Below are 24,244 nucleotides of genomic sequence, written 5' to 3' on the forward strand. Positions count from 1 at the left end.
TCACGGCTTTTTTGCCGCGTTTTCTTCCTGAAAACGAACAGCCTCTTCGGCAGCTTTCACGTCTTTCGTGAATTCTTCCACATGCCGCGTCTTCTCTTCGCTTTGCCATTCGGCATCGGAAAATTCTTTGGAATCGTACGATTTGGTCGTGAAGTAAGGGCCATCGAAACCCACCATCGTTTCACGGTCGGGGTGAGATTCCTTCAGCAAAAACCCTTCGATGTCGCGCAGAATGAACGGCGCTTCCGCCTGCTCGTCGTGCACGAGTTTGCCAAAAATGCACAGTTTGGCTTCCTGTAACCCCTTCCCCAATTCCTCGTTGAATTCGAGGTACGCGAATTTGTCGCCCGTCGTGTCGGACGCGCGAGCCGTGATGACGTATCGCCCGGGTTTGTCCACTTCGACTTGCACGTGAAGATAGAGCGAACCATTCACCATTTCTTCACGCACGACGCGCGTGAAACGCGCGGGCGGCGCGGGCGTGTAAATGACCTCGAATCGAGCGCCGCCTTCTTCGCCATCGACACGGACGTCGAGGTCGATCGAAATGGGGCCGTGATACCCGCCAAACCCTTGCTGCGCTGGGGCAAACAGCGCGCTCTTCACGCCATCGCCCATGAAGTTTACCGGGGAAGGTTCGATGATCGGCGCGTTCGTCATCGATTCGGCCACATGAGCCGTTGCCGCAAGGACTTCGCATGGCGCGGGACCGTCGCTCGTGGTGCACGTGATCGTCAATTTGGCCGCTTCTTCACCGACGACGTAAAGCCTGTCTTGTTCGAGCAATACGCGAGCGTCGGTGAGCTTTTTGTCTTTGCGTGCGAGCGGCAGCGTCGTTTTTGCCACGTTATGTGGCTCGATCATGTCCGGATGTTCCGACATGGGCCGCGAGCTGTATGGATATCGCGTGCTTATCAAATATCCTTCGAGCGTATGGCGGGCTCGTTCGAGGCGCTTTTTCGCGAGCGCTCGCTCGCCCAAAGCTTCTCCGCTTTTCGCGGACGCGGATACATTGGGGGCTGCCGTAGAAGCAGGCGTCTTGTGGGCGGCTCTTTTCGGGGATTCTTCGAGCAGTCGTTCTTCGGACGGAGCGCGGGAATGCGGCGAGGTGCGAAGCAAGAAAAAAAGAACGATCGCGCCGAGGCCAATGGCCGCGGCGAAAAGGAAAAACTTGCCTTTGGCGCGATCGTTCGTCACGCGACTGAATCAATACGCGTATGTCGCCATGTCCGCGCGTACGGGTCCAACGATCCCAGACCAAGATCCCTTGGAATAATGGTCGTAACTTTCGCCCGTGTCGACCAATTCGACGTGATGGTAGCTCCACTTCGCTTTGCCATTGCTCGTGCTGCCCGTGCCCGTCGTCAAGCTCCCGTCGCAGAACCAATTGCCCGGGTTGCAAAAGCTGCCCGTCGACGCCACGCCGCCGGTCGAGTGATACGAGAGCGCTTCGTCGTCTTGGCCCGGAAGCAGGCCCGAATAGAGCGTTCCTTTGGCGCCGGCGAACAGATAAAAATACTTCGAGCGCGTCGTGTTGTGATTGTAGAGCGCTCGCGCATTGGCGGTTTTCAAGTCGCCCGTCAGTGCGTCACTGACGGCCCATTCCCCAAGATTGGCGAGCTCGCTGCCACCGCCTGCACCGCTTGCTACGTCCACCCACTTGATGTTCCAGCCCGTTTGAGTGCCACCAGTATTGCCACAAACGCCGCTGCTATTCGGTGTGGCGTTTTTCTTTGACCGCGTCGATCCACCGTAAAGCGCCATGGCATACCCAATTTGGAGGTTCCCCGCGCTGTGAGCCGCGATGTAACACCAATTCGATCCGGTGCAGTAACAATCGAGCGCGTCGCGAATGACGGCATTCGATGCGCTAATGGTGCTCTTGCCGTCCCAGTTGACGGCTTTTTTGTTCACTCCAGCGGCCGAAGACGACGACCCCCAGTAGGAGAAATCAGCGTAGTTGCCTTTTTGTGTCGCGGTACCCGGATTACGTCCATGTATCCAGAGCGAATAGTTCGTGGCCATCGCCTCCCCCGAAGGTGCGGCGACGAGCCCCGTGGCGAAAATTGCGGAGATGATGGTTGCACGCTTCATGGGATCGATGAGAGCTGGAAAATAAGGACTCGTCAAGCTTTATTTGAGCGACACGATGCGTAAATGGCGATTGACGCGGCAGTGTATTTTTACGCGAATGTTGAAATATTGCCGATGGAGCGGAATAGGGTTTGAACGATACCGATTGAGGGGTATGAGGAGCGAGTGATGAGTCGGCGACGTTGGGGACGGGTTTTGGGCGCAATTGGGCTGCTGGGCATGGCGGTGATGGTCGTAGCTTTCGCGACGCTCGATCGGTGGCTCTTCATTGCGCTGGATCCGGGGCCTTTCGATTCGACGAAGACGCCGGCCGCGCCGGATTATTCGAAGGACACTTCGTGGGCCGCACTTCCGACGATGGACGATGATGCGGATGTTTTCCTGAAGGAATTGCCGGCAGTGAGCAGCGGGGCGGCGTATGCCGACGTGTTTTATGTTCATCCGACGACGTCTTTGGCAAAACGGTGGAATGCGCCCATCGATGAGCCGGAGGTGATCAGAGCAACCGCGCGGGGTGGGACCCTCATTCAAGCGAGCGCCTTCAATGCGTGCTGTGCGGTGTACGCACCAAGGTATCGTCAAGCGAATGGCAAAGCGTTCGTGGATGCGAACGACGATGGCAACAAAGCGATCGATGTGGCTTATTCCGACGTTGCCGCTGCATTTGAGGCGTTCCTCGAGCGGCGAGGGGCCGGGCGGCCATTCATTCTAGCATCCCATAGCCAGGGGACGGTGGTTGCCGAGCGGCTCTTGCGGGAAAAAATTTGGGGGAAAAGCATTGCGAAAGATTTCGTTGTTGGATACTTGATTGGTGGTCCGATCACACGGGAAACGCTGGGCGCGGACATTCCGGTGTGTAATTCGGAATCCCAGTGGGGTTGCGTTGTCGCATACAATGTTAGAGGTCCGCGTTACCAGGAAAATGCACTGGAATTCAAGAATCGCGATGGGACGGGGACGAGTCGTTCCATGGCGTCGCGCATTTGTGTAAATCCACTGACGTGGAAAAACGATGATGTGCTGGCTCCTGTCGAGAAACACCAGGGTGCGGTATTTTTCGATGCGGAAACGCCGGCGGTGCTCCCGGCGTTTACCGATGGGACGTGCAAGGATGGGAAACTCTTGATTCAGCACATGGAGAAACTGCCCGAGCGGGATTTTGCAAGCGACCTTTTGCTGCACGTGACGGGCCCGGACAATTACCACCCGATCGAAGTGCAGCTCTTTTATGTGAATTTGCGTAACAATGCGGTGGGTCGCGTCGAGGCGTTTCGCGCGGCGCATCGTGAAACCAGGCCTTGATCCAGGATATGAAACCCCGGTAGAAGCCCGCCTATTTCCGGCACTTGCGGGACCCCAAACTCGCCCGCTGCGCGGGCTCGAACAGTGGGGCCCCCCCCGCAGCGCCGGAAATAGGCGGGCTTCTACCTCTTTCACAACAGGCGCACTTGCAATGAACCGATCGCTGTTCTAAAAACAAGCACCTTGCACACGACCTCTTCGACCATCTCGTCCCTGCACGGCGTGGGCCTCGGACTGCGCTGGGACTTCATCGACGACGTGCTCGAAAGGTTGGGCGAACCGGGGGCGCTTGCCGAAATACCCTTTTTCGAGGTGCCGCCGGAAAACTACATGCAGCGCGGCGGATACTTCCTCGATGCGCTCATGCGCGTGCGGGAAAGGTTTCCACTGATCACCCACGGCCTCACGCTGTCCGTCGGCGGGACCGATCCTTTCAATGCCGACTACATGACCGAGCTCGCAGCATTTCTCAGGCGCATCGAAGCGCCCTTCCATAGCGATCACCTTTGCTTTTCGGGACACGCAGGGCGCGTATTGCACGACCTTTTGCCATTGCCTCTCACACGCGCAGCGCTCGAGCACGTGTCCGCGCGTATTTGCGAGGCGCGGGATCGCATGGGTGTGCCGTTTGCAGTGGAAAACATCACGCATTACTTCGTGCCAGGACGTCCCGCCATGCACGAAGCGGAATTCATCGGCGAATTGCTCGAACGAACGGATGGGCATTTGCTGCTCGATGTGAACAACGTCTACGTGAATGCATTGAATTATGGATTCGATCCTTTGGCATTTTTGGAAAAATTGCCGCTCGATCGGGCGATTGCCATTCACGTGGCCGGTCACGAACGCTGGGAAGATGACGACGTGTGGATCGACACGCATGGGGCTGATGTGTGTGACCCGGTTTTGCAGCTTTTGGAATGGGTTGTAATGCGAACCGGGCCGCTACCGGTCATTCTGGAAAGGGATCACCATATCCCAAAGCTCGATGAGCTGATGGTTGAATTGCGCCGCGTGGGCGTTGCATACGAGCGAGGCTTGCGAGGGTTTCATGAGCGAGCGTGAAGACTTCGAGGATCTTTTGCTCGTTACGCACAGGCTGATCCGCGACGCCGATGCACCGGAGCTCCTCAACGAAAATGCTCGCGCGTGGCTCTACGCCGCAGGCCTATCGGAAAACCACGCAGAAGCGTTCGAGGGCGTGGGCGCAAAGCGAATTTTGCTGTACCGAAAACTCGTGCGAAATGGCATGCGTTCGGCCATCAAGAACCAGATTCCTCGAACGGCCGCAAGGCTCGGGGCTGCATTCGACACCTGGGTATCCCGATATTGCACGGAAGAAATGCCGCGGTCACATTATTTGCGCGACGTTGCCATCGAATTCGTAGTTTGGGTTTTACCGAAATGGGAGAACAATGAATCGATTCCGCCATACTTGGTCGATTTGGCGCGTTATGAATTGTTCGAATTCGCGATTTCGACGGCCGTAAGCGACGTCCGCGAACCCATGAAGCGAGATTTGGTGCTCGACAAAAGCGTCGCGTTCGACAATTCGGTTCGATTGCAGCGTTACGCCTACGCCGTGCATCGGCTGAGCGACGACGAGACCGATCGTGAAGAGCCGGCGCACGTATCCACGGTGCTGCTTGGATATCGGGATGACGGATACGAGCTGCAATTCTTGGAGCTGAGTGAGCTTGCGGCAGGCATCGTCGAGCGGCTTTTGGCAGGCAAAACGCTGGGTGAGTCCGTGATGGAGGCGTACGGCGGATCGCCACCGCCCGAGGTGCTCGAAACGATTGCGCAGCTATTGGCCGATTTGGCGAGGCGAAACGTGCTGCTCGGGGCGCGGTAGAGCATCAGGCCGCCCCTTTTTTTCTGAGAAAACTCTCATCATTCCCTCAGGATTTCTTCATGGGCGCGGCGCTAGTGTCCGCACATGAGCTCCTGGCTCGCGCTTTCAATCGCTGCAAACGTCGCCCTTTCAGCCCCAGCGGCGCAGAAAAAAGTCACCTTCGACCAAGCGATCGGTTTGTCCGTCGAAACCCCCGACGTTCGATCTGCCGAACGTGCCGTAGGTGCAAAACGCGACATGCGCGGGCGTATGTCGACGATGACGAGCAATCCACAACTGTACGTGCAACCCGGATACCGTGTGCTTCCCGCGGAAAACCATGGCGTCGAGGTGCAAGCGAGCGTGATGCAGTCGTGGAACCTGGCGGGGCTTTCCCAAGCTCGCACGACGGCAACACGCCTGGAAGAAACCGAATTGTCGGTGCAAGCTCGAGCCCTGGCGCTCCAGCAGCGACTCGAAGCAGCGCGAGCGTGGGTCGATCTTTGGAGCGCCGAACGCGTCTTCGATGTGGTGAGCCGTGAAGCGGCGCTTGCTGGTGAATTCGCGCGGCTCGTGGAAAAAGCCGCGGCGGCATCGGCGGCGACGAAAGCGGATTCGGCCGAAGCGCGAGCATACCATGCCGAAGCGAGGCTCGGGGTGGTGAGCGCCGAGGGTGAAGTTTTCGAGCGAGGTCTCTTGTTGGCTCGAGTGCTTGCAGCGGGCGCGGATCCGCTGGGATCGACGGGCGATTTGCCATTGGCGCCGGTGCCGGTGGGCGCAAACCGGCGCGATGCATTGCAGCGAGCTTCGGCATTGCCAGCGGTGCAATTGAAGGCGCTCGAGGCGGACGTGCAGCGAGCTCGCGGTGCCGAAGAGAAAGCAGCGCGCGGGACGTCGTTATCGGTTGGCCTCTTCGTGCAGCGCGATTCTCCGCGGGGGTTTGTCGGGTTCGGTGCGGTGGGTTTGACGCTGCCCATGTTCGATCGTGGTGAACGCGAACGAAGCGTGACGATCGCCCGCGCCACGCAGCTCGATGGGGAAACGAAGCGCGAACAGGCCAATGCCGTGGCGGACTTGGCGATGGGCTTGCATGAAGTGGATCATTCGCAGGAGGTCGTCGACACGATAGCGAATGCAATTCTCCCGCCGCTCGAAGAAGCGCTTTCGCATCGGACACGGCTTTTCGAGGCTGGGGAAGCAACGATGCTCGAGGTGATCACGGCGCGGCGAAACGTGACGAATGCGCGTGGTCGGCTGGAAAGAGCGCGAGCTCAGAATGCCTGGGCGCGTGTGAAAGTGTGGCTTTGGCTTTCGGCAATCGATGCAAAACGGGAGACGGCACGATGAACGGGCGATGGTCGTGGCTTTTGGCGCTGCTCTTCTGTGCGTGCGCTCAACGTGAAGAGGCTCCGCGTGTCATGGCGGAATCGAGTCCCAAGAGTGCCGAGACGCCCTGGGTTGCGGCGCGGGCGCCGGAAGGATTGTCGCTGCTCGAAGCGCCCGCTGAAACGTTGCCTCCGGCGGGTGCCAAAGCGGCGGTATCGCCGTCGTTTGCGGCCAAGGTGCTGAAGGTACACGTCGAGCATGGTCAAGAGGTGGCCGAAAATGCGGCCATTGCGGATGTGGTCATGCCGGAGCTCGGACGTGCAGCGGGTGCGTACATGGCTGCAAGCACGCGCCTTTCTGCGCAAAGCAAACGCAAAGCGCAGCTCGAGTCGTTACGTAAAGAAGGCTTGACGCGTCTGTCCGAGATCGCCGAGGTGGACAGCGCGATGGCGAATGCGCTCGCCGATCAGCAAATTGCGCTCGCTACGCTGAAAATTGCGGGGCTCGGGCCCAAAGACGCATCGAGCTTGGCGGCATCCGGCGGCAAAATGACGCTGAAGAGCCCCATTGGTGGAATCGTCACGGAAGTCGACGCGGTGCTCGGTGAAACGCGTGAACCTTCGAGCCCACCCATTGCTCGCGTCGAACGAGCCGGTTCGGCTCGCGTAGAGGCGCGGTTTTCCCAGAAACCGCCTGCCAATGCTGGCTACGTCTTCGTCGGTCCACTCGGACAAACCATTGCGCTGAAGCTCCTCTCCGAAGCGCCGAGCGTCAGCGGACGAGATGGCGCTGTCGCCGCGTGGTTCGAGGCTCGTGAGCCGATCGCATTGCCTCACGGAACGCTCGGCAAGGTGCGCGTGGTGCCGGATCCCAAAGGTGGAGCGGTGGCCGTGCCCGCGGCAGCGGTCAAGCTCGAGGGCGGCAAACCCGTCGTCGTGCTGCGAAAAACGGGCGATGTTTTACCCGTCAAAGTGCTTTCGACATCGGGTGCCGATGCCATCGTCGAAGGAGGTCTCGGCATTGGGGACGAAGTCGCAGCCGATGCATCGTTGGCGCTTGCACTGCGCGGCGACAAACCTGCGGGAGGAGGCGTCGAGTGATCGCCGCACTCGTTCAACTATCGATTCGTCATCGTTGGCTCGTCGTCGCCGTGACGCTGGCGTTTGCGATTGCAGGCGCCGTCATTGGCGTGCGACTGAAGCTCGATGCCCTGCCGGACATCACGAACAACCAAGTCCTGGTGCTCACGCGAGCGCCGGGCCTCACGCCGGAAGAAGTCGAGCGGCGCATCACGCGTCCCATTGAATTGGCCATTGGTGGCTTGCCGGGGCTCGACGAACACCGAAGCGTTTCGCGTTACGGCATCTCAGCGGTGACCGTGGTCTTCGACGACGACGTGGACCCGTATCTCGCAAGGCAAATGGTCACCGAGCGTGTGGGAGGTCTCGCGAGCACGTTTCCCCAGGGCGTCGAAGCACCGGAGCTTGGACCGGTTACGGGAGGGCTCGGGGAAATATTTCATTTCACGCTCGCGTCACCCGCGCGTTCGCGTGCGGAATTGTTCGAGCTTGCATCGATTCGCGTGGCGCCGCTTTTGCGTGCCGTACCGGGCGTCGTCGAAGTGAACACATGGGGCGGCGAGCAACGCACCATCGAAGTCGTCGCGGATCCGGCGCGACTTGCGCAACGCCGCATCACGCTCGATGCATTGCGCACGGCGCTCGAACGATCCACGGGCAGCGCACCGGGTGCCAGTTTGCCGCTTGGAACCGGTCAAGCACTCTTGCGCGCGGTAGCTCAGCCGAAAGATGCGTCCGAATTGGGACACGCCATCGTCTCGCCGCTCGATGAATCGGGCCGAGCCGTGCGCGTATCGGATGTCGCCGATTTGCGCATCGGAGGCGTGCCTCGCATTGGCGCGGCGACGGCCGATGGCGGTGGCGAAGTCGTGTACGTCATGGTGCAGATGCTTCGAGGCGCCAATGCGCTCGACGTCATGGACCACATTCACGCACGCATGCCCGAGGTGCGCGCGAGTTTGCCCGAGGACGTCGCCGTGCGTGTCGTGTACGACCGCAGCACGCTCGTCACGAGCACGCTGCGCACGGTTGGCAAAAGCCTGCTCGAAGGCGGGCTGCTCGTGATCGTCGTGCTGTTCGCGATGCTCGGCAGCGCGCGCGCCGGCATGCTCGTGGCGTCGGCGATTCCCATTTCGATGCTCGGTGCACTTTCCGCGATGGTGGCTTTTGGAATTCCGGGCAACCTGATGAGCCTCGGAGCCATTGATTTCGGCCTCGTGGTCGACGGTTCCGTGGTCATGGTCGAGCACATGTTTCACGCATCGCACAAGGGCAATCCGCCAAAACAGGGACCCGAGCGCGTGTCGTGGATCAGCCGTGTGGCGAGCGATGTGGCAAGCCCCGTGTTTTTCTCGGTACTCATCATTCTCATCGTCTACTTGCCGGTGCTCACGATGACCGGCGTCGATGGAAAGATGTTTCGCCCCATGGCATTGGCGGTGGTATTTGCCCTTTTCACGTCGCTCGTCTTGTCGCTGACGTACATACCTGCGGCGATGAGTTTGGTCTTGCGGCCCAAGGACGTTCCCGAACGCGACCCGTTGCTCGTACGAATCATCAATCGGTTTTACGGGCCGCAACTTTCGTTTGTGGTCAAACGTCCAAAGCTCGTCGCGGGGTTTGCCCTGGTGCTTTGTGCAATTGGCGTGGCGTTGTTTCTTCGTTCGGGCAGCGAGCTTGCGCCGCAGCTCGACGAGGGCGACTTGGTCGTGCAAACGACGCGTGCGCCGGACATTCGCCTGGAGACGGCGGTCGTCGAAGCGGGCAAGCTCGAAGCGGCCGCGCGGCAGGTTCCCGAGGTGGAGCAGGTGGTTTCGCGCATTGGCAGCCCGGCGGTCGCAACGGATGTCATGGGCCTCGAACAAGCCGACGTGTTCATCACGCTCGCGCCACGAGATCGGTGGCGTCCGGGGCTCGAGCGCGAAGCGCTCATCGAGGAGATTCGGCGTCGAGTGGACGAGGCGTCTCCGGGCGCGGATCCATCTTTTACGCAGCCGATCCAAATGCGGTTCAACGAATTGCTCGGCGGAGCGGTATCGGACGTCGCGGTGAGCGTGTATGGGGCCGACTTGAGCGTACTGCGCGAGCTGTCGACGAAAATTGCAGCGGAAATTGCGGCGGAACGAGGAGCGGCGGATGTGAAGATCTTGGCACCACCGGACGTGTCGCTCATCGAAGTCGAGCCGAAACCGCTCGAAGCGTCGCAAGTGGGCCTTGGCGTGGGCGAAGTGCTCGATGCCGTGCAAGCCGTGAAAAACGGCATTCAAGTGGGCACGACCTACGATGGAGTTTTGCGCATTCCGGTCGTGCTGCGAATTGCAGGGGCACCCGAAGCGTTTGACTTGCCAAACACGAGTTTGCCCACGGCGACCGGAGGGCTCGTTCCGCTTTCGCGCGTGGCGACGGTCGAGCAGCTCCTCACGCCGGGCATGGTGAGTCATCAAGATGGCGAGCGGCGGATTGTCGTGGGCTTCAACGTACGCGGTGCGGACCTTGGTGAGCTCGTTGCGCGCGTGCGTGCGCGTGTGGAGCGAGCTACTCCGCCGCCGCGTGGATATCGCGTCGTGTGGGGCGGGCAATACGAGACGTTTCAGGAGGCGTCGCGCAGGTTGCTCGTCGTGGTTCCGGCCGCCATCGCCTTGATATTGGCGGCGCTTTATGCGGCGTTTCGCAAGGTAAAACCCATGCTCATCATCTTCACCAACGTGCCGTTTGCTTGTGTTGGCGGCATCGTGGCGCTCACGATGCGCGGCATGCCCGTTTCGATTTCCGCGGCCGTGGGATTCATTGCGCTGAGTGGCGTTGCGGTGCTCAATGGAGTCGTGCTGCTGTCCCGCGTGCTCGCGAATGAAAAGGAAGGCATGGATCCTGGCGAAGCTGCGGAAAATGCGGCGCGATCCCGAGCGCGCCCGGTGCTCATGACGGCGCTCGTCGCGGCACTGGGGTTTGTCCCGATGATGCTTTCGCGCGGCGTCGGTTCGGAAGTGCAGCGGCCACTGGCGACCGTGGTCGTCGGGGGCCTCGTCACATCGACCATCTTGACGCTTTTGATCGTACCGAGCCTGTATGGCTGGCTGGGTCGTGCTCGTTCCAGTGCTACGATGGCCGCATGAAACTGTTCGTCGTCGAGGACGAAGCGAAGATGGCCCGCTTGCTCGAGCGCGGTTTGCGTGAAGAGGGCCATCAGGTGGACCTTGCGGCGGACGGCCTGGAGGCGCTCGACCAGGCGCTCGACGTGGCGTACGACGTCATCATTTTGGATTGGTCGCTGCCCAAGATGGACGGCGTGTCGCTGCTGAGGCGGTGGCGTGAACGAGGTTTGAAGACGCCGGTTCTATTGCTCACGGCGCGGGGAACCGTGGGCGAGCGAGTGACGGGGTTGCGAGCGGGCGCGGACGATTACCTGGTCAAACCTTTCGACTTCGAAGAATTGGTCGCGCGGCTCGAAGCGTTGCACCGTCGCGGCGCGGGGCACGAACCGCTCACGAAGGTTGGTCCCGCGGTGCTCGATGCGCGCAGGCGGGTCCTATCGAATGGCGGCATCGAGGAAACGCTCACGGCGCGGGAATTCGCGCTCCTTTTGGAATTGGCGGGACATGCGGGCGAAACGCTGACGCGCACGGAGCTTTTGGGGACGGTGTGGGGGACGGGGTTCGTCGGCGCGCCGAATGTCGTCGATGTGTACGTGGGTTATTTGCGGAATAAATTGCGCGCCATTTGCGGAGAGGCAGTGGCCATTCAAGCGGTTCGAGGCATTGGGTATCGGCTGGTGATCGAAAAACCGCCGCGGAGCGCTTCATGAGGGTTCGGGCGCGGCTCTTGGTGTTTGGCGCGGCATTGCCCGCGCTCGCGCTGCTGCTTGCCGTCGTGGCGGCGGGGTTGGTCTTCCGAGCGAATTTGCACGGCGCGCTCGACAGGGCGCTCCTTGGGCAAGCCGCGGTGGAGAGCGTGAGCCTCTTCGACGGGCCCGAAGGCAAACCGCATTTGCATTTGGGCAAGTCGCCTTTGGCGGACAACGTTCGCACGTTCGTTCCCATGGTGGGGCTTTTCCGCGCGTCCGGCGAGCTCGTGACGCACTTTCCCGAGGATGGGTGGATCCCGGACCCGCCGGACGTGAATGCTTCGAGCGCCACGCCGCGGCTGTTCACGCAAGTGGTGTCGGATGGGCGCGTCATGCGTACGCTGACCGTTGCCGTCAAATCGCCGTCGGGTGAGCAATTCGTGCTTTCGCTGGAGAGCCCGCTGTCGGAAATCGACGTCACGATGCGGCTTTATTGGCAGGCGACGCTGGGGCTCGTGGCCATGGCCGCGGCGCTTTTGTTTTTCGTGCAATGGGGGCAAGCGGGAAAGATGAGCCGTCGAATCGCGGACATGACGGCGCAGCTTCCGGAACTGCGAGGCGGGGCGCTCGCGTGGCGTTTGCCGCCGGATCCGACGGGCGACGAGATTGCCGATTTACGCGTAGCGCTCGCGGATGCAATGGAGCGATTACGCGCCGCGCGTGATGCGCAAGAGCGGCTCATTGCGAATGCGGCGCACGAGCTGCGCACGCCGCTGGGGCTGATGCGCACGGAAATGGACCTGGCCTTGCGCAAGGAGCGAACGGCCGACGAATTGCGCGAGGCGCTTGCCGAGGCTCGCAAGGAAGTCGTTCGCTTGTCGGAGCTTGCAACGCGGCTGCTCGACCTTGCGGCGCTCGGCAAGGTGACGCGCGAAGTCGCGGCGCACGATTTGGTGACCTTGGCTCGAGAAGCCGTCGAGGCGTGCGAAGCGGAGGCCGAGGCGCGAGGCGTGACGATTGCATTGGCATTGCCGACGGACGCCATGGCGCAGCTCGAAGCGCAAACGATGCGACAAGCCATCGACAACGTGCTTTCCAATGCCATGACGCACGCGCCGGCGGGATCGACGATTCATGTGGGTATCGAAGGCGCAGGGAGCGTATGGCGGTTGTCCGTGCGTGACGAGGGGCCGGGCGTAGCGGCCGAGGACGTGGAACGCATCTTCGAGCCGTTTTACCGCGGAATGAAGGAAAAACAGGGCCAAGGTGCGGGACTTGGGCTCTCCATCGTGCGCGAGATCATGCGCAGGCACGGGGGTACGGCATATGTTGTGGAAGCAGATGGTCAAGGGGCGACCTTCGTGCTGGAAGTTCCGCGGCTCGCGCCTCGGCGCGCGGATCGACCGGATGGCGATACCGCATCGAGAGGTGCAAGGACGCCGGTCGTGTGAGCGGTTTTGTGCACGGCCTTTTGCCACGATAATTTTTTACGTGTAGACCCATTGCCGTGTCCATGTCGGGCGCCGCACGAAGCGGCGTTGATAGGATGGGTTCCATGCGTGTTCATTTCGTCTTGCTTACATCGATTCTTTTCACGCTTTCGGCTTGTTCCGGAGGCAACGGCAACAATACGAGCACGAACACCGGCAGCAGCAGCAGCTCGGGTGGAGGTTCCGCGGGCAGCGGGGGTGATGGTGGTGGTGGCGCAGGAGGCGGATCGGCTGGCGCCGGTGGTGACGCTGGAGCTGGCGGCTCGGCTGGCATGGGCGGCGCGGGGGGCGGCGGTGTGCCAGCGGAATCCGTGACGCTTCGCGCAGAGCCTTGCGAGAAACAGGTCATGGCGGCAACGAAATGCGAATCCTACGAAGTCGTTTGCGGAGGGGCTGACCCCGCAATCGTCGATGTGGCGTATTTCGAGCCTGCTGGAGGAGCAACGAAAGGAGCGATCATCTTCGGCAGCGGCGGTGATGGGACGGGATATTATCAATTCGTGCAGCGAAAAGCCTTGATGGATGCGGGTTTTACCGTGCTTGACAGACGCTGGCCCGGCGGATGGTTCACGGGCGCCAAAGATGGCCCGCAGCAGGCAGCTTGCCGTTATGCGGCTCTCGCGCGGTATTTGAAGAAGAACGTGGCCAAGGACAAATTGCTCTGTGCCACGGGCAACTCGGGAGGAAGCGCGGAAATCGGGTATGCCGTGACGTGGCAACAAGCAGGCAAGGTGCTCGATTATGCCTTGCCGACATCGGGCCCGTTCCACCGGCTCGATTATGCGTGCAACGGGGCCTTGGACGTGGCGTGGACGGCGGAATGCGCGGCCCTCAAAGCAGGCAGTTGCCCCGATTGCGCAAGCACCGGCTGTCAGCTCGGCAATGGCCCGCGATCGCTGATTGACCAATCGTTCGGCGGAGCCACGCGCTGCAGCGCACCCATGGCAGGCGACCTCGATATTCTGAAAGCAGCAAGCCCCGATGTGGGACCGAATGCCGCATCGCTCGATGGCGCACGCGTCCATTTCGCCGTGGGCAAACTCGACCCCGGGGCGTATCAGCCGCTCGTGACCGCTCTCTATAACGAGCTCTCCGCGAAGGGCGCGAACGTGAAGGTGTCATACGTTGCCGGAGCTGCCCACGAAATGGATCAGTCGATCGAAGGCGCAACCTTCATTCGAGATACATTGCTTGCCGAATGCGCACCTTGAATGCAGTTTGGCGTGGCCATGTTACGCGCCACGCGGCCGCTTGAATTCGACGCTCTTGCCCAAATGCCCCAGACGCCGCGCCTCCAAACAACAGGGCGAACCAGGCTCGACCTCACGACAGCCTTCCGGGCGAACCGCATAGATGGAGCAAGGAAAGTGGTCGGGAACCGAGACATCGAGGGCGCCGCACCGCTCGCCGTCGTTCTCGACGAATCGGAAAAACGGAGGACGGTCGAGCAAAACGGTAAGTCGGCGCAAGACGTCCGCACCCATTCGCTCCTCGTCGCTCTCGTGCAGCATGACCGTGTGCGGGCCGTGATGACAGCAGCGCCCGCACGATACACAATCGGCACCGTTCGGATCGGGTCGTCCTTCTAGCGGAGCGAGCGGCATGGGCGAAAGGCTATGGCAGCCGCTCTACGATGGCAAGTGCCGCGTCACGGTCAAACGTTGAAATGAAAGTGCATCACGTCGCCGTCTTTCACGACGTACGATTTGCCTTCTTTGCGCATTTTCCCCGCCTGCGATGCGCCCGCCTCGCCGCCGTATCGCACGTAATCTTCATAGGTGATCGTTTCGGCACTGATGAAGCCTTTCTCGAAGTCCGTATGAATTTCTCCCGCGGACCGCGGCGCCGTCGCTCCAACCGGAATCGTCCATGCGCGCGCCTCCTTCGGGCCGATGGTAAAATAGGTTTGCAGCCCCAAGAGCGCGTATGCCTCGCGAATCAATCGATTGAGCCCCGGCTCGGATAACCCCAACGTTTCGAGGAATTCGGCTCGTTCGGCCGCTCCGAGCTGCGCAATTTCAGCTTCGATTTGCGCCGAAATCACGACCGACTTCGCCCCATTCTGCGCCGCCCGCTTTGCCACGGCGTCGGATAGCTCATTGCCCGTCGCCGCCGAAGCTTCCTCGACGTTGCATACATAAAGCGCCGGCTTTGCAGTCAACAGTTGCAGCATGCGCCAAGCTTTTTCGTCCTCGGGCTCCACCTTCGCCGCAAAGGCCGGACGCCCCGCATGAAGCTGCTCGAGCGCAAGCTTCAAAAGTCGCAGCGTCGCCGCTCCTTCTTTGTCTCCGCCCCGGATGCGTTTTTCCAAGTTCGGAATGCGTTTTTCCAAGCTGTCTATGTCCGCCAGCATCAATTCGGTTTCGATGATGTCCACGTCCGCGAGCGGATCGACTCGTCCTTCCACGTGCGTGACATCGTCGTTCTTGAAACACCGAGCCACGAGCGCCACGGCATCACAATCGCGAATGTTGGCCAGAAACTGGTTGCCGAGCCCTTCGCCCTTGGAAGCCCCTCGCACCAGGCCAGCAATATCGACGAAGTTGATCCGAGCCGGGATGATGTCCTTGGACCCAGCAAGCACCGCGAGCTTCTCGAGGCGCGGCTCAGGAACGGCCACCTCGCCCACATTGGGCTCGATGGTGCAGAAAGGGTAGTTGGCCGCTTGAGCTGCAGCCGTTTGGGTGAGGGCGTTGAACAGAGTGGACTTGCCTACATTCGGCAAACCGACGATCGCGACTTTCAGTGCCATAGGAAGAGTGCGTGTGGATTGAAGGGCGCGCGGAATTAGCACGCCCCGGACGGAAGCTCAAGCGAATGCGCACGCAATTTGGCAGGCGTCTGGTCGCGGGCTAACGTGCGCGCTGGGAGGCCGATGGCGGGCGGTTGAAGGCGACGATGGCGTGAAGGGCTCAGCCTCGAGAACGTTGCGGCTTGACCGGCTTGGCGGCTTTCGCAGCTTCTTTCGCAGCCTTGGCCAGCTCACGTCGTAGCTTCGTCACCTCGCTGCTGGGAAGCTTCCGCACGAGCTCCATGATGTGGGCGCGTTCGTCGTCGGCGGGGAACGTGAGGATGTAAAGAGGCGGGAGACCAAGACCCTTGGCGACGCGCAAGATGGTCTGAATGGTGATGGCAGCGAGGCCATGCTCGATGCTGGATAAATGCCCCTTCGAAAGCTCACTCACATCGGCGAGCTCGGCCAAGGAGAGGTTGCGTTCGAGGCGCAGCATCCGAAGGCGCTCGCCAACTTTCAAAGCGTAGGGTTCCGGTTCAACGCGTCGAGGCATGGGAGACGATTACCACCTTTCAGCGCACGGGTTCCGGTTCAATGCGCTTGGGCATGGAGACGATTACCACCGGGCCATCCGAAAGGCCAACAAAAAAATCACCGGCTCGAGAAAAAAGTTTGTCGGCGGGTGGTTTGGCAAGGTAATGTAATACTCCGCCACACCCCCACCTCACAGTCGTCCCAAGGCGCGTTCAAAGCAGGCAGCCGCTACCAAGCGCACTCGACGAGCACCCAGCTCACCGTTTGTCGCAGGTGCTTGTGATGTTTTTAACGTTTGTGGTGCGCAATGTATGAGAGCGCCGAACACGCCGATGAGCCCCCACGCGCAAGGGTCATGACGCGCCGGCGATCATTCGCGCCCGTTCGGCAAGTCCCTGAACGACCGAGTGGAAGGCTCGCAGCTCCTTCACCTTGCCCTTGCCAAATCGATGCTCGATGCCCCGAGCAATCTGCGGAACGCGCGCCGTGCCGCCCGTACAACACACGACGTCGATGTCGCCAGGCTCGAGTCCCGCCTCCGATACGGTTCGATCGAGCGCGCCCAGGATGGCGCCGACTTCACGCGCCGAACCAGCCTCGAATTCGTCCCGCCGAACGCTTTCGTTCAAATGAATCGTCGGATAATCGAAGTGGAACGTGGCATCGTCGCTCGAGGACAATGCACACTTGGTTCGCTCGATCGACTCGAAAAGCTTGAAGGCAAGCGAGTCTTCGACGAGGCACAAAAGCCGATCCATTTTGCATTTGTCGTCGGGCCCAAGCGACCAGGATTTGACGTCACGCAAGAAGTTGAGTACGTCGCGATGCTGCAAAACCGTCATGTCCGCCGGCGAGCAGAGTTTTTCACTGATGGCGCGAGGCATCGTGAGGGTATTCGACCCGAGCGGTACGCGATAGGTCACGTCGGCGCCAAAATGACGAGCAATCTTGTGCCGCATGAGGCTTCCGTCGAGCGCGTCACCGGCGACGGAAATGCCCCCGAGCGCAAGGACGTCACTTGGGTCGAACCCTTCGGGACGCATCCGGACGATGGTATAGTCCGACGTTCCACCGCCGAAATCGGCGACGAGCACCACGCGAGGCCTGTCGAGCTCGACCTGAAAATCCTGCGCTGCCGCAACAGGCTCGGGGCAAAAAGAAACCTCACGGAACCCCGCAATCAGCGCCGCTCGTTCGAGACGTGATTGGGCGAGCTGGTCGTCTTCGGCATCGAGCGAAAACTTGGCCGGGCGTCCCAGCACCACACGATCGACGCGCGTATTGAAGTATTGATCGGCTCGTTCGCGCATGACGCGCAAAAACCTGCCAATGAGGTCTTCGATCGAGACGACCCGATGGCCGATCTGCGTACCGGAAAAACTGCGGTAAGGTAGAAACTTTTTGATGGAGCGGATGAGGCGACCCTGCATCCCGCCCTCGACGAACTGAGCAATGGCGCTCGATCCGCAAGAAAATTCATTTTGGCCGAAGAACAGCAACGTGCGGAGCACCGACGGGTCATCGGCGCCATCGTCGAGCGGCACGGGGGGAGCGGTTTCTTGCGCATTCGCGGCTGCGAGGAGCGAATTCGAGGTGCCGAAGTCGATGGCATACACGGCCGGCCGAAACGAGGCGCTCGGAGTGCTTCGCATGGGGCGGCGGTTTGCTACGAAAAATTGTCTTTGACAAGGGGAGAATTGAAGCGGTGCCAAGATTTGCACCCTCGCTTCTTTGCCATCTGCGTTGGCAGCGCTTTGGGAGGCTTGATTTCACGGCATCCGCGGCACCCCAAACTCGCCCGCTTCGCGGGCTCAAACAGTGGGGCCCCACCGCGGCGCCGTGAAATCAAGCAGCTCCCAAAGCTTCACTTTGTCCAATGTGGCGGAGTAGGACTACCGGCTGCGTGCCGATGGTTTGGCACTCTTGGCAGACTTCGTCGATTCCTTGACCGTTTTCGTGAGCTCGCGCCGCAACTTCACCACTTCATTCGAAGGCAGCTTGCGCACCAGCTCCGCTACTTGATCACGCTCGTCATCCGGCGGGAACGTGAGCAAATAGAGCGCGGGAACACCAAGACCTTTGGCCAGACGCGAAATCGTCTGAATGGTGATCGCAGCAAGACCATGCTCGACGCTGGAAAGATGCCCCTTCGACAACTCGGCTACATCAGCCAATTCAGCAAGGGACATGTTGCGCTCGAGGCGGAGCTCCCGAAGACGCTCGCCGACTTTCAAGGCAGAAGGATCTGGTTCAATTCGCCTGGGCATGCCGATGACCTACCACGAGCCGCGCGCCAAGACAAACGAAAAATCGATCGAGATGAAGTTTGTCTGGGCCCTGCGGTTTGGCATGCCGGACTCGAATGTTCGCCGACGAACCGAAACCACGGCTTGCGCCGCGCCTACGCGTGCCACGTTGCGTCAGCCCGTGCCCATTGCACGTAATCCAAGCGCGATGGCTCCACACACGCCGGCGTCGTCACCAAGCAGCGGAGCAACGATGTACTCGTCAATGCCCGCACCCACCGACGACGAAACGACGTAACCATTGAGCGACGCTTGCACGCCTCGGCGTATCCAGTCGAAAAATCGAGCCTCCCCAAGCTGACCACCTTTACGAACACTCCCTCCCACGATGATTCTTCGAGGCGAAAGAACATACATGATGTTTTCAATCGCCAACGCAATGTACTGCGCCTCCAAACGCCACGCCGGATGATCCGCCGGTAGCTCTTCCGCCCGCATCCCCGTGCGCACTTGCATCGCCAAACCCGAACACAAACCCTCCCAACACGACCCGTGATAAGGACAAACGCCCTCGAACGTATCGCCTCCCACCCGCGGAAGCCGAAGATGCCCCATTTCCGGATGCACGAGACCATGAAGGAGGCGCCCACCAGCCATCCCACCCGCACCAATGCCCGTTCCAATCGTGATGTAAACGAAATCCTCGAGCCCTCGCGCATTCCCCCAGGTAAACTCGCCAAGACCAGCACCATTCACATCCGTGTCGAATCCAATGGGAATGTCGGGAAAAACCCTGCGCAAAGCACCGACGATGTCCGTATTGCGCCAGCCCGCCTTGGGACTCGATGTCATGAAACCATACGTCGGAGACGCTCGATCCAAGTCGACCGGACCAAAAGACGCAATCCCAATGGCATCAAGCTTTCCGTGCGTCCTCTGCTGCGCCTCGAACCACGCGCAGACCTGCGCCAATACCCGAGCAGGATCGTCGGTCGTGGGAAATTTGGCCCTGCTGCGCAATTCGTCGCCAGGGCCGGAACCGACGCCGCATACGAACTTGGTTCCTCCTGCCTCGATGGCCCCCACGAGCGCAGGGTTTGTCCGAGTCGACCTCGTCATGGATGGGTTTGCCCGCGGCATGCTGCTGTCATGCCGCGATTGCATTCGTTCGTCAATGCCTATGTACCCGCTTTTTTCTTGGGCCGATAAAGCCGACCCACCACCGCGTCGAGCTCCTCGTGCGAGCACACAAAACCGCGCGATCCAGCCTTCATCTTGCCGCTTGCCAAGGTGCTGCTCGCTTTGCGGAACAGCACGTCGGAATGGCAAACGCGGAGCACGTCGAAAAGCTCCTCGGGCGTTGCGCGTTTCTTCGTACCCTGCTTTTCGTGCACTTCGAGCTCCGCACCCAACGCGACCGTAGCAAGCACCGCTTCAGCGGCCTCCGCAAGCTCGAACCGGCCGTCGTCCTTTTGCGCTCCTGCAACGAGCACGTTGACGAGATACGCGAATTCCTCCATTCGCTCGCCAAAGGCCTTCATATCGTTTTCACCAAGCATTCGCATCGCTACCACGATGGGATTGTCCTGGTCGATCGAAGCCGGGGCTTCGGCGCTGCCCAAAAGACCCCGCGGGACATTGGATACGGCGCTGCCGATCGTCTCGAGCAATCGTGTCGTCTTCGAACTGACTGGCGCCTTTCGAATGGCCCGCGTAGCCGTTGGCTCGACCTCGCGAAAGTAGGCGCGCGTGACGGGATCACGTTTGGTCGCTGCCGTATCGGTCGCTAGCGGCGTTTTGGCGAGCGTCAAGAAATTCCGGGCCGCTCGAGGTTCGACATAACCTTGTTTGCTCCGCCGATCTTCCCGCTCGGCCTCGACGTCTTCTGCAAGCGCATCCGCCGCGGAAAGCAAATTCGTCAGTTCCTCCAAATCGTCGACATAGGCACTGGCAATGTCGGCGCATCGATCGAGAATGCGCACCAAGAATGATCGGTGATCACGATCGAGCGCCAGAATGAGGGCGAGCGCCGCATCCCATCCATCATGATCTCGCGAAATCAAGAGATACCCATCGATTTCCTCCGACAAACAACTCTCGATGGCCTTGTCGGCGGCTTCCACGTCATCGCCACCCTCGCTCATGCGCGCCATCAATGCGTCGTGATCGAGCACCAAGACGATGGCCGATAATGCTTGAATGACAAAATCCTCGGAAAGCTCGGCAATTCGCGCGGCGGCTACGTCGTCTCCAGCTTCGAGCAGTACTTCCAGCCAAACCACGAACCGCGCGCTGTCGAATGTCTCCCGTTCACCCGCTCTTGGATTGGCAAACAGGTCTTCGTCGAATGCGGCGACGAGCTGCTCCGTCGTGGCGAGAGCAACGACCTCGCCGGCATCTTCCACGCCTATTTGCCGAATGAGCGTCGAAAACGCGGGCGGGGGCAACGCACGCACGGCTTGCACGAGGTCCGGCGCGTCGATCAATCGAGCAAGTAGCGTTTTCGATGTGGAGGATCGGAGCAGGCTCGTTTTCATGGCCGTTACTTTGCAGCCTCGTCTGCAATCCGCTCGACCCAAACTTGTTTGCCATCGAAGACCATCGCGTATTCGTACACCGGCGATGCCCCGGCCGCAATGAGCTCCGTCGCATATCGATACTTGCGCAATTGCTCCGCGGCCTTGCGAAGCGCCTGTTCGGGCGTTTCTTTTCCGAACGGCACCTTGAATTCCATGACCACGCCAGGCTCGCCCGCCTTCTTTGGCCGCATGTACACGTCGGCCCGTCCAAGGCCCGATTCTCGATTCGACCGCACGTCGTAGCGTGACTCCATGTGCACCAAAAGCCCCAAAATGAAACCATGATACAACTTTTCCGGAGCCCGCCCGGCAGCATCCTGAAACGACATGGCCGTCAGCAAAATCCGCTCGAGCAGCTCTTGAACCAGCGGCGCGTCGCCCGAAAGGAGCGCGCTCACGAGGTCATTGGTCACGTACCGATCGGGGTCCGCTTTTTCGAGCCATCTCTGGAACATCGTGCGATACACCGATCGGATTTCGATGTTGGGTATACCCAGTTTGCCAGTGGTTTCGCCCATGTGACGATGCAATTCGACCACCTTCAAATATCCTGAAAAAAGCAAAAAATTCCACAATGCTTCGGACCGAGATTCGATGTCCCGCAGCACGATGCTATCGTCGAGCCTTACGTCGATGGTATCCCCATTCAATAGTGCCGCGGACTTTTCCGACAACCCCAATCCTTGTTTCGTCGCCAATCGCTCGATGAGGTCGCTCGAACCCGTATTGACCCAGTACACATCGAACTGGTTGAACGCAATGTAATTGAGAATCGACCACGGATTGTAAATGACCTGGCCGCCAAAACGATAACCGTCGTACCAAGATCTTACTTCGTCCATGTGCGCAACGTCAATGATGCGAGCAACCTCGTCCTCCGTAAACCCGAACGATGTGGCGTAATGAGGGCGCAAAATCGAATGCACGATGATGTTGTTCAGCCCCGAAAACATGTTTTCTTTCGCCACTCGCAAAATGCCCGTCAGAACGCCCTTGAAAAGAGCAACGTTGTCTTTGAGGCACGCCGAAAACAGGTTGCGAAAGAAACCGACGGCTTCGTCGAAATACCCATTCATGTAGCCGCACTGGATCGGCGTGTCGTATTCGTCGATGAGAATGACGACGCGCTGCTTGTGGTGCTCATGAAGCGCTCGGGAAAGTACGAGCAGGGAGTCTTGAAGCTCTTGCTTCGTAGGCACTCCGGTCAGCATCGTCTGAAAACTCCTCGCCGTGGTCTCGTCGAGCAGTTGCTGGTCGAGCAGGTAACGGTGTTGCCGGAACAATTCGGCGACGCATCGCCGAATGTTTGCGAGGACCTCGTCGAATGTCCTTTCCTTGACATCCTTGAACGTGATGAACAAGACCGGATACTTTTGGAAATGCGCCATTGCCTTGGGATCTCGAGTGACATCGAGTCCGTCGAACAAATGCGAAAGGTCTTCATCCGTCTTGCCGAGGAAGTATCCAAGCGCCGACAAGTTGATCGTCTTGCCAAACCTACGGGGACGCGGGAAGAGCAGAACTTGACTGGGGTCGGCGAGAACATCGCTTATGAACTGCGTCTTGTCGACGTAACTGGCCTCGGATTCGCGTAGCGCGCGAAAGTCGGACAAACCTATGCCGGGGACGAACTTGACCATGACGAGCTCCTGGCGGTAGCGCCGCACTATTGCCCATGTGACGAGCCATGTCAAGCGGTCGGACTTGATGGAAATGTCAAAATCACAGCACGATGCTCGATGCTTTCAATCCGCTCCCCCCCGATGACGGTTTGTCGATCAAGAGACGGCTGGTTCGATGTTCGAGCATCGAAGCATCCCAAAATCAATGGGGTCAGGCCTACGACGAACGCGGCTTGAACGCGTGGCCAATCACGTAGCCAATCGGCGCAAGCGGCACGAGCGTCCAAAAGAGAACCATTCCAACCACGAAACCAATGCCGAACCACGCAGCGGCAGCAACTTTATCGGAAAACGTGGCAGCACCAACGTCACGGTCGAGCCCCAGCTCGGCGCGCACATCGCCCACGGTGCGCCCGAGCAAAGCGTCATCATATGCGTGGCGATACAGGTTCTTCGTGCGACGACCTCGAACGAACGCGGCAAACGTGCGCCGCGGCGCCAGCATCATCCCCGCCGCAAATCCGCCTAGATTGAGCACCCACGCCGCAACCATGTCCGCGCAATGGCTGCCAACCTCCCAAGCAGAAATCTCGAGCTCGCCAAGGAAGTCCGTTTGATATCCCGTCATCACATGATGAAGATCGTGGTAACGAACCGCCTCCACCCGCGCAGGCGTGTTCGGAAACGGAAATGGTATGGGCCCGAGCTTGAAGTCGACCCACTTGTCACCATAGCCGCCATCTTCACCAAAACCATTGAAACGAAAGTATTCGGTGCGAGCGTCGCGCAACGTGAGGCCCGAATCCCAATCGTCATGATGCCCTTCGCGAATGACGTGCACAGCAGCCACCATGATGACCCTCCTGAAACTGACCAGAGTCATAATGACCGTGGTCAGTTTTGTCAAGCGCGAACTTGGAGAGGACGACAAAATTTGCAAGTTTCACGGGCTGAGTTACTGTACGGACGTGACTGTGGTCAGTAAACGAACGGCCAGGAAAGAGGAGAAGCGGGCGCGGCTGCGCGACGCCGCGTGGGAGCTGTTCTCGACCAAGGGCTTCGAGGCGACGACCACGAAGGAGATTGCGGCTCGCGCGGGCGTGGCGAGCGGGACGCTGTTCCTGTACGCGCGCGACAAGGCTGATCTCTTGTTCTTGGTGCTTCACGATAGGCTCTCGCACGCGGTGGACGAAGGCATGCGCACGCTGCCGACCGATGCATCTCTGCTCGAACAATGCATGCACCTGTTCGCTGGCTTTTTCCGCGTTTATGCGGAGGCGCCTGGCGTTGCGCGCGCGTTCGTCAAGGAGCTTCCGGGTGCCGATGGTCCGAATGCGGTGCAGACCAACGCGCTCACGATGGCGCTGCTGACGCACCTTTCGGCGCTCGTGCAGCGCGCGCAGGCACGCGGCGAGATTGCGGCCGACGTGCCGCCGATGCTGCTCGCGCACAACGTTTTTGGGCTCTACTTCGTGGCGCTCACGGCGTGGCTCAGCAACACGACGACGCTCGAAGGGGCGCTCGACCCACTCTTGCGTTCATCGCTCGCGCTGCAGCTTCGAGGGCTCGGGCCGCGGCGAACTCATTCGACGGTTTGAAGCCCTGTCTGCAAAACGTCCGTAA

Annotated in this window: 21 protein-coding genes; 10 read left to right on the forward strand and 11 right to left on the reverse strand. The window is 60.1% G+C overall.

The features are described 5' to 3' along the window. Together IPM54_09190 and IPM54_09195 are read right to left on the reverse strand one after the other, a co-directional pair. Entirely contained in the window at positions 1-1,197 is a 1,197-nt protein-coding gene (locus tag IPM54_09190) for a hypothetical protein (GenBank protein ID MBK9259996.1), read from the reverse strand. A gap of 9 nt (positions 1,198-1,206) precedes the next feature. Continuing rightward, positions 1,207-2,094: a hypothetical protein gene (locus IPM54_09195; GenBank protein MBK9259997.1), complete on the reverse strand. Its 888-nt coding sequence runs from the start codon at positions 2,092-2,094 to the stop codon at positions 1,207-1,209. A gap of 168 nt (positions 2,095-2,262) precedes the next feature. Here IPM54_09195 and IPM54_09200 point away from each other — a divergent pair, with 168 nt between their 5' ends. From IPM54_09200 to IPM54_09240, 9 genes are all read left to right on the forward strand, one after another. Next, positions 2,263-3,396 carry a DUF3089 domain-containing protein gene (locus IPM54_09200; GenBank protein ID MBK9259998.1) on the forward strand — a complete coding sequence of 378 codons (1,134 nt, stop codon included), beginning with the start codon at positions 2,263-2,265 and terminating at the stop codon, positions 3,394-3,396. Between the two features lie 183 nt (positions 3,397-3,579). After that, entirely contained in the window at positions 3,580-4,461 is an 882-nt protein-coding gene (locus IPM54_09205) for a DUF692 domain-containing protein (GenBank protein MBK9259999.1), read from the forward strand. Then, a complete protein-coding gene (locus IPM54_09210) occupies positions 4,448-5,251 on the forward strand; it encodes a putative DNA-binding domain-containing protein (GenBank protein MBK9260000.1) in 804 nt (267 codons plus the stop codon). Before IPM54_09205 ends, IPM54_09210 begins: the two co-directional genes overlap by 14 nt. An 84-nt stretch (positions 5,252-5,335) precedes the next feature. Continuing rightward, positions 5,336-6,577, forward strand: a complete 1,242-nt coding sequence (locus tag IPM54_09215) for a TolC family protein (GenBank protein MBK9260001.1) — start codon at positions 5,336-5,338, stop codon at positions 6,575-6,577. Beyond that, entirely contained in the window at positions 6,574-7,656 is a 1,083-nt protein-coding gene (locus IPM54_09220; protein MBK9260002.1) for an efflux RND transporter periplasmic adaptor subunit, read from the forward strand. The genes IPM54_09215 and IPM54_09220 overlap by 4 nt, the downstream gene beginning before the upstream one ends. Beyond that, on the forward strand, positions 7,653-10,748 hold the full coding sequence (locus IPM54_09225; GenBank protein ID MBK9260003.1) for an efflux RND transporter permease subunit: 3,096 nt from the start codon (positions 7,653-7,655) through the stop codon (positions 10,746-10,748). The genes IPM54_09220 and IPM54_09225 overlap by 4 nt, the downstream gene beginning before the upstream one ends. Next, on the forward strand, positions 10,745-11,437 hold the full coding sequence (locus tag IPM54_09230) for a response regulator transcription factor (GenBank protein ID MBK9260004.1): 693 nt from the start codon (positions 10,745-10,747) through the stop codon (positions 11,435-11,437). The genes IPM54_09225 and IPM54_09230 overlap by 4 nt, the downstream gene beginning before the upstream one ends. Further along, positions 11,434-12,867: a HAMP domain-containing histidine kinase gene (locus IPM54_09235; protein MBK9260005.1), complete on the forward strand. Its 1,434-nt coding sequence runs from the start codon at positions 11,434-11,436 to the stop codon at positions 12,865-12,867. The genes IPM54_09230 and IPM54_09235 overlap by 4 nt, the downstream gene beginning before the upstream one ends. A 104-nt stretch (positions 12,868-12,971) precedes the next feature. Then, entirely contained in the window at positions 12,972-14,117 is a 1,146-nt protein-coding gene (locus IPM54_09240; GenBank protein MBK9260006.1) for a hypothetical protein, read from the forward strand. A 21-nt stretch (positions 14,118-14,138) separates the two neighbouring features. Here the strand turns inward: IPM54_09240 and IPM54_09245 are convergent, their stop codons facing one another. The 9 genes from IPM54_09245 to IPM54_09285 form a co-directional block, all read right to left on the reverse strand. Next, the gene (locus IPM54_09245; protein ID MBK9260007.1) at positions 14,139-14,510 is read right to left on the reverse strand and encodes a YkgJ family cysteine cluster protein; all 372 of its coding nucleotides are present in this window, start codon (positions 14,508-14,510) and stop codon (positions 14,139-14,141) included. A 50-nt stretch (positions 14,511-14,560) separates the two neighbouring features. Next, a complete protein-coding gene (ychF, locus tag IPM54_09250; GenBank protein ID MBK9260008.1) occupies positions 14,561-15,658 on the reverse strand; it encodes a redox-regulated ATPase YchF in 1,098 nt (365 codons plus the stop codon). Between the two features lie 160 nt (positions 15,659-15,818). Continuing rightward, positions 15,819-16,193 carry a helix-turn-helix transcriptional regulator gene (locus IPM54_09255; GenBank protein MBK9260009.1) on the reverse strand — a complete coding sequence of 125 codons (375 nt, stop codon included), beginning with the start codon at positions 16,191-16,193 and terminating at the stop codon, positions 15,819-15,821. Positions 16,194-16,527: 334 nt separating this feature from the next. Beyond that, on the reverse strand, positions 16,528-17,826 hold the full coding sequence (locus tag IPM54_09260) for an Hsp70 family protein (protein MBK9260010.1): 1,299 nt from the start codon (positions 17,824-17,826) through the stop codon (positions 16,528-16,530). Between the two features lie 240 nt (positions 17,827-18,066). Then, positions 18,067-18,441: a helix-turn-helix transcriptional regulator gene (locus IPM54_09265; protein MBK9260011.1), complete on the reverse strand. Its 375-nt coding sequence runs from the start codon at positions 18,439-18,441 to the stop codon at positions 18,067-18,069. A gap of 153 nt (positions 18,442-18,594) precedes the next feature. Continuing rightward, positions 18,595-19,539 (reverse strand): ROK family protein, encoded by a 945-nt coding sequence (locus tag IPM54_09270; GenBank protein MBK9260012.1) that lies wholly within the window; start codon positions 19,537-19,539, stop codon positions 18,595-18,597. A 59-nt stretch (positions 19,540-19,598) separates the two neighbouring features. Beyond that, positions 19,599-20,957: a hypothetical protein gene (locus tag IPM54_09275; protein ID MBK9260013.1), complete on the reverse strand. Its 1,359-nt coding sequence runs from the start codon at positions 20,955-20,957 to the stop codon at positions 19,599-19,601. A gap of 5 nt (positions 20,958-20,962) precedes the next feature. Continuing rightward, complete coding sequence (locus tag IPM54_09280; GenBank protein ID MBK9260014.1) at positions 20,963-22,639, reverse strand: AAA family ATPase; 1,677 nt, start codon at positions 22,637-22,639, stop codon at positions 20,963-20,965. 199 nt (positions 22,640-22,838) lie between these two features. Further along, positions 22,839-23,474: a hypothetical protein gene (locus tag IPM54_09285; GenBank protein ID MBK9260015.1), complete on the reverse strand. Its 636-nt coding sequence runs from the start codon at positions 23,472-23,474 to the stop codon at positions 22,839-22,841. 115 nt (positions 23,475-23,589) lie between these two features. Between IPM54_09285 and IPM54_09290 the strand changes: the two genes are divergently transcribed. Then, complete coding sequence (locus tag IPM54_09290; protein ID MBK9260016.1) at positions 23,590-24,219, forward strand: TetR/AcrR family transcriptional regulator; 630 nt, start codon at positions 23,590-23,592, stop codon at positions 24,217-24,219. The last annotated feature ends 25 nt before the right edge of the window (positions 24,220-24,244 follow it).

This window comes from Polyangiaceae bacterium (assembly GCA_016715885.1).
Classification (GTDB): Bacteria; Myxococcota_A; Polyangia; order Polyangiales; family Polyangiaceae; genus Polyangium.

Bases quoted from the DNA above. Each gene is read 5' to 3' on its own strand.
- IPM54_09195 (MBK9259997.1), bottom strand. From the start codon at position 2,094: ATGAAGCGTGCAACCATCATCTCCGCAATTTTCGCCACGGGGCTCGTC.
- IPM54_09200 (MBK9259998.1), top strand. From the start codon at position 2,263: ATGAGTCGGCGACGTTGGGGACGGGTTTTGGGCGCAATTGGGCTGCTG.
- IPM54_09210 (MBK9260000.1), top strand. From the start codon at position 4,448: ATGAGCGAGCGTGAAGACTTCGAGGATCTTTTGCTCGTTACGCACAGG.
- IPM54_09215 (MBK9260001.1), top strand. From the start codon at position 5,336: ATGAGCTCCTGGCTCGCGCTTTCAATCGCTGCAAACGTCGCCCTTTCA.
- IPM54_09220 (MBK9260002.1), top strand. From the start codon at position 6,574: ATGAACGGGCGATGGTCGTGGCTTTTGGCGCTGCTCTTCTGTGCGTGC.
- IPM54_09230 (MBK9260004.1), top strand. From the start codon at position 10,745: ATGAAACTGTTCGTCGTCGAGGACGAAGCGAAGATGGCCCGCTTGCTC.
- IPM54_09235 (MBK9260005.1), top strand. From the start codon at position 11,434: ATGAGGGTTCGGGCGCGGCTCTTGGTGTTTGGCGCGGCATTGCCCGCG.
- IPM54_09240 (MBK9260006.1), top strand. From the start codon at position 12,972: ATGCGTGTTCATTTCGTCTTGCTTACATCGATTCTTTTCACGCTTTCG.
- IPM54_09245 (MBK9260007.1), bottom strand. From the start codon at position 14,510: ATGCCGCTCGCTCCGCTAGAAGGACGACCCGATCCGAACGGTGCCGAT.
- ychF (MBK9260008.1), bottom strand. From the start codon at position 15,658: ATGGCACTGAAAGTCGCGATCGTCGGTTTGCCGAATGTAGGCAAGTCC.
- IPM54_09255 (MBK9260009.1), bottom strand. From the start codon at position 16,193: ATGCCTCGACGCGTTGAACCGGAACCCTACGCTTTGAAAGTTGGCGAG.
- IPM54_09260 (MBK9260010.1), bottom strand. From the start codon at position 17,826: ATGCGAAGCACTCCGAGCGCCTCGTTTCGGCCGGCCGTGTATGCCATC.
- IPM54_09265 (MBK9260011.1), bottom strand. From the start codon at position 18,441: ATGCCCAGGCGAATTGAACCAGATCCTTCTGCCTTGAAAGTCGGCGAG.
- IPM54_09270 (MBK9260012.1), bottom strand. From the start codon at position 19,539: ATGACGAGGTCGACTCGGACAAACCCTGCGCTCGTGGGGGCCATCGAG.
- IPM54_09275 (MBK9260013.1), bottom strand. From the start codon at position 20,957: ATGAAAACGAGCCTGCTCCGATCCTCCACATCGAAAACGCTACTTGCT.
- IPM54_09280 (MBK9260014.1), bottom strand. From the start codon at position 22,639: ATGGTCAAGTTCGTCCCCGGCATAGGTTTGTCCGACTTTCGCGCGCTA.
- IPM54_09285 (MBK9260015.1), bottom strand. From the start codon at position 23,474: ATGGTGGCTGCTGTGCACGTCATTCGCGAAGGGCATCATGACGATTGG.